Source organism: Coleofasciculus sp., from assembly GCF_046539235.1.
Classification (GTDB): domain Bacteria; phylum Cyanobacteriota; class Cyanobacteriia; order Cyanobacteriales; family Coleofasciculaceae; genus Coleofasciculus.
On sequence record NZ_JBKHHI010000521.1, the window covers coordinates 1 to 4,026 of the forward strand.

At 44.7% G+C, this 4,026-nt stretch carries 7 protein-coding genes; 3 read left to right on the forward strand and 4 right to left on the reverse strand.

Annotated features, from left to right (window positions below; all coding sequences use genetic code 11):
- The 3 genes from ACLFWI_RS27870 to ACLFWI_RS27880 all read left to right on the forward strand — a co-directional run.
- Positions 1-387 (forward strand): YbhB/YbcL family Raf kinase inhibitor-like protein (locus tag ACLFWI_RS27870; RefSeq protein ID WP_446415635.1); only part of this gene is annotated, 387 nt, incomplete at its 5' end.
- 104 nt (positions 388-491) lie between these two features.
- Entirely contained in the window at positions 492-1,664 is a 1,173-nt protein-coding gene (locus ACLFWI_RS27875; RefSeq protein ID WP_446415636.1) for a tetratricopeptide repeat protein, read from the forward strand.
- Between the two features lie 446 nt (positions 1,665-2,110).
- The gene (locus tag ACLFWI_RS27880) at positions 2,111-2,440 is read left to right on the forward strand and encodes a hypothetical protein (RefSeq protein WP_446415637.1); all 330 of its coding nucleotides are present in this window, start codon (positions 2,111-2,113) and stop codon (positions 2,438-2,440) included.
- Between the two features lie 222 nt (positions 2,441-2,662).
- Here the strand turns inward: ACLFWI_RS27880 and ACLFWI_RS27885 are convergent, their stop codons facing one another.
- From ACLFWI_RS27885 to ACLFWI_RS27900, 4 genes are all read right to left on the reverse strand, one after another.
- A complete protein-coding gene (locus tag ACLFWI_RS27885; protein WP_446415638.1) occupies positions 2,663-2,959 on the reverse strand; it encodes a type II toxin-antitoxin system RelE/ParE family toxin in 297 nt (98 codons plus the stop codon).
- Positions 2,959-3,180, reverse strand: coding sequence for an addiction module protein (locus ACLFWI_RS27890; RefSeq protein ID WP_446415639.1), 222 nt, complete (start codon positions 3,178-3,180; stop codon positions 2,959-2,961). Before ACLFWI_RS27890 ends, ACLFWI_RS27885 begins: the two co-directional genes overlap by 1 nt.
- A gap of 57 nt (positions 3,181-3,237) precedes the next feature.
- A complete protein-coding gene (locus tag ACLFWI_RS27895; RefSeq protein WP_446415640.1) occupies positions 3,238-3,552 on the reverse strand; it encodes a hypothetical protein in 315 nt (104 codons plus the stop codon).
- A gap of 79 nt (positions 3,553-3,631) precedes the next feature.
- On the reverse strand, positions 3,632-4,026 hold a 395-nt coding region (locus ACLFWI_RS27900; protein WP_446415641.1), incomplete at its 5' end, for a helix-turn-helix transcriptional regulator.

A 4,026-nucleotide genomic window follows, 5' to 3' on the forward strand; every position in this document is an offset into this window, starting at 1 on the left:
GAGATTTCTCCTGAACTCCACTGGGATGCACCCCCCACAGGAACCCAGAGCCTTGGGTTAATTGTCGATGACCCAGATGCGCCTGGGCAAACCTTTGTGCACTGGGTTGTCTATGATATCCCCCCGGAAACTCGCCAGTTACCTCAAGGAATTCCGGCGCAAGAGCCACTACCGAAGGGTGGGACTCAAGGTAAGAATGATTTTGGTAATTTAGGGTATGGGGGTCCATGTCCTCCCAGTGGCATCCATCGTTACTTTTTTAAACTCTACGCCCTTGACCGCACATTGGGATTAGACGCAGGGGCAACCAAAGAGCAGCTTCAAGCGGCGATGAGTGGTCATATTCTGGCTTCTTCACAACTGATTGGACGTTACTCGCGAGCTTAATTGGGTTAAAGTTATGGGTTTTCTCTGTTACAATCCTCTTTGTTCAAAATTTATGCTGGAAAACTGGCACTGAACCCTTACCTATGCCTTTTGAGGATGTCCTGATGTCTAGCTCTGGTTGGCGTAAACCAAAACTATTACACTCCATCGCGACGAGAAAATTAGCTGTGTCCAAGCCGACTCTATGTCTGGTGAGTAGCCTATTCCTCACCGGGCTGACTATAACCCTAACGCCTGTAGTTCAAGCCAGTCAACCCCAACTCGTTAGCCAGCTACAGCCGGAACAACAGCGGCTGCGTGAGTTACTCCGCCAAGCGCGAGACTTAGTGGATTCAGGAAATTATCCTCAGGCGATCGCAACCTATCAACAAGCGGCTAATCTAGATCGAGATAATGCCAAGATTTTCTCCGGAATCGGTTATCTCCAGGCGCGTCAGGGGAACTTCCGAGAAGCGACTAGGGCCTATCAACAGGCAATTGCCCTGGAGCCGAATAATGCGGAATTTCAGTATGCTCTCGGTTACAGTTTAGCCAATGCCGGAGAGAATGCAGCAGCAGCAGAGGCGTATCGTCAAGCACTGAGACTTGAACGTAACCATATTAACTCCTATTGGGGATTGGGGGTTGTCCTCCTGCGTCAAAAGGACTATGACGGAGCCATCCAAGTTTACCGCCAAGTCATCAGTCTGCAACCCAAGAATGCTCAGGCACACCATTTGCTGGGTACCGTCTTTCTCCAACAGGGGCGTCCCCAAGAGGCGATTAAAGCACTCCAACAAGCTGAATCCTTAGCACCTCTGGATAGTAATATTCAGCTTACATTGGGCATGGCTTGGTTAAGTCAGGGCGATATCGACACCGCACTGAAGGCTTTTGACCGAGCGGCAAAACTAGAACCCAATAATAGTCAAGTTTATCTGCAAATTGGCAAAATTCTCCAAGCTCAAGAAGATTTCGTCGGTGCATTGAAAGCCTTTCAACGAGCCGTGGCGGTTCAATCCGACTTAGTTGAAGCGCAAGCCGCTATTGGTGATATTTTACTCACCGAGGGAAATTACTTAGAAGCCATTGTCGCCTATCGACGCTTAATTGAAATTGTCCCCCAAGATGCCCAAGCCCACTATAATTTAGGATTAGCATTAAAAGGACGAGAGCGCATAGCCGAAGCGATTACCTCTGTGGAAAAAGCGCGTGATCTCTTCCGGCGTCAGGACAATCGCGAGGGTGTCAAGCAGGCTGAATCATTGCTGCGGGACTTGAAGAAAGCGCGGCGTTAAACTAAGTTGGTATACTGTTCGCGGTCACAAACTGAGCTTTTATTATGCAGATCGTAACGGAGCCTGTCCTCGCAAGTCGTGAAGGGTTCCGCAGATGCTTCGCTACTGTTCCTTCGCTTCGCTCAGGACTCCGCTCAGCATGACAGATTCTACCTTAGACTGCAATTTGGTATGACCACAAACGCTTCATTCAAATTTTTGGCATAAATTTATTTGTATTGACTTTTAAATTTATCGTTTTTTAAACATAAATTCAACTTAAATTCATATTTACTTAGAATTCACAAATCTATAAGCCTTGCTGAATCTTCTGTAAAATCATTAAATCTCTATAGACAAGACAATCACGGATTCAGTAAAGTAGAAAACTATAAGGGATTACTACTTATTAAGTTTTTAAGCCAGAGTACCCTAATTTTTCTAAACCTATTACCCCTCTATTGAACATGAAACAACTACCTTTACGTCTCCTAAGTTTCAGCTTACTCGCTACCAGTATTACTCTCATGTCTGGCTTTGTTTCAGCCAACGCGGTACAAGCCTCAGCTATTTCCTTAGATAACACCAGCACCTCAAAGAATATGCTTACCACTGACGCTTCCGCTCAAGTAAACGAGGAAAATAGAAGATTGCCCATTAGCACTATACCTCAGATTCCTGATCATAATCCTGATCATGATAATGCTTCTACTTCCCAACCCACTATGTTAATAAGTTTTGCCTTGATAGTTGGTTCTATCGCCGCCACAGCCGCACGTTATCGGCAGTCTTACTAAATACTAATTTGTTAATCGGCTGGCTGATTGGGGTTAGAAGTTAAATTATGCTTCTAACCTTTTTTTGTGGTTGTGAATACTTATATATAGATAAGGAATAGATTTATTTGTACGTGTTTTCACGGATGAAAATAATTGGTAGAGGCAATATAATGTATTTTATTTATTTCCATTTATCATAGCTTTATAAATGATTCCGTTTGACTTTCTATCCAGTCCAAGTTAAGTTCGTGTCTGCCACGACTTAGGATTTCTCCGACTATGAAAAATTGCCGTCACAATTACCCGACTTGATACAATCCGATAGTAAACGGCATAAGGAAAACGTCGCACTACTGCCCGTCGGACATCACGATATACGATGGCATAAGACTCTGGCATCAAACAAATTCGATTTAGCATCTCATCCACACAATCCAAAAACTCATCACCAAGTCCTCGTTTTTGGCTCTCGTACCAACGATATGCCTCGTTAAGCTCTTCACGAACTTCCGGGCGAAATACCAGTGCGTAATTCATTAGTGCCCCTTAATCGATCCTTTTATTTCCTCCCAAGTCATTACATTGTCCGGATTTATTTCATAGTCATCAATTCGATGATCAAGTTCCCGTTTTTGCGTCTCTGTCAGATCGGGATAGGCTTGCTCGGCTGCAATACTATCCCAGATTGCTTGTACCAGACGGATTCTCTCTTCAATGCTGAGAGATACAATTTCATTCAATGCTGCTGTAATATTCATGCTGAAACGCCTAGATAGAAAAGCTGGCGATTAAGCTGTAGGTTATTTAAACAGCTTTTAAGACCAGAATGCCTGTGTTGAGTATCTATGATAGCGCGATCGCACTTTAAACTGAAGCTTCCCCAGTGCCGATGTACTACACTTAGGTTTAAGCCTCATCCAGTAAGGGTTTGAGCGGTGATAGGCAAAAAGCGTAACGGGTACAACCTTCGACTCTGATGGCATACCCTCTGATCCGATAAGGCTTGATTTGCGATCGCACACTCTCTCAGGATTACAACCGAACCCTCCCCACAGTCTAACCATAGCTTTTGGCATCAACAGCATTTTGTTTTGTACTGTGGCGCGATCGCATTCTCCACCCCAAAACACGCGATCACATACCCTGTCTCAGTCTTACTCTATCCCTTGTGCTGCCTAGTCTTGAGACACCCGATGAACTGATATTGTCTCAATCGATATCGTCGGGTAAGTCGTCAATTGACATTCCTGCTTGTTCGAGAAGTTCTTTCAAACGTTTGATTTGCCCTAAAGTCAGCCTCAGCTTGTGTTCCCCTCTTTCGTGACGTCCAATGGTTCTGGTTGTTGTCCCCAGTTCACGCGCAAATTCTTCCTGAGTCATATTCAGGCGTTCACGAACTTGTCTAAGAGTTGGCAAGTGAGGGTTGCTATTCCAATCTGTATCGTCTACCATTTTAATCAGTAAAGGACAACTTGTCCTAATTGGACAACAAACAAAAAGGATGGGGAAACGTTTGGGGAAGTCCCAATACTTCCTGTTTCCCTGTTTGTCTATGGGTAGTTTCTCACACGACGCCAGATTAGGAGGTGATGGGAAAGACGACG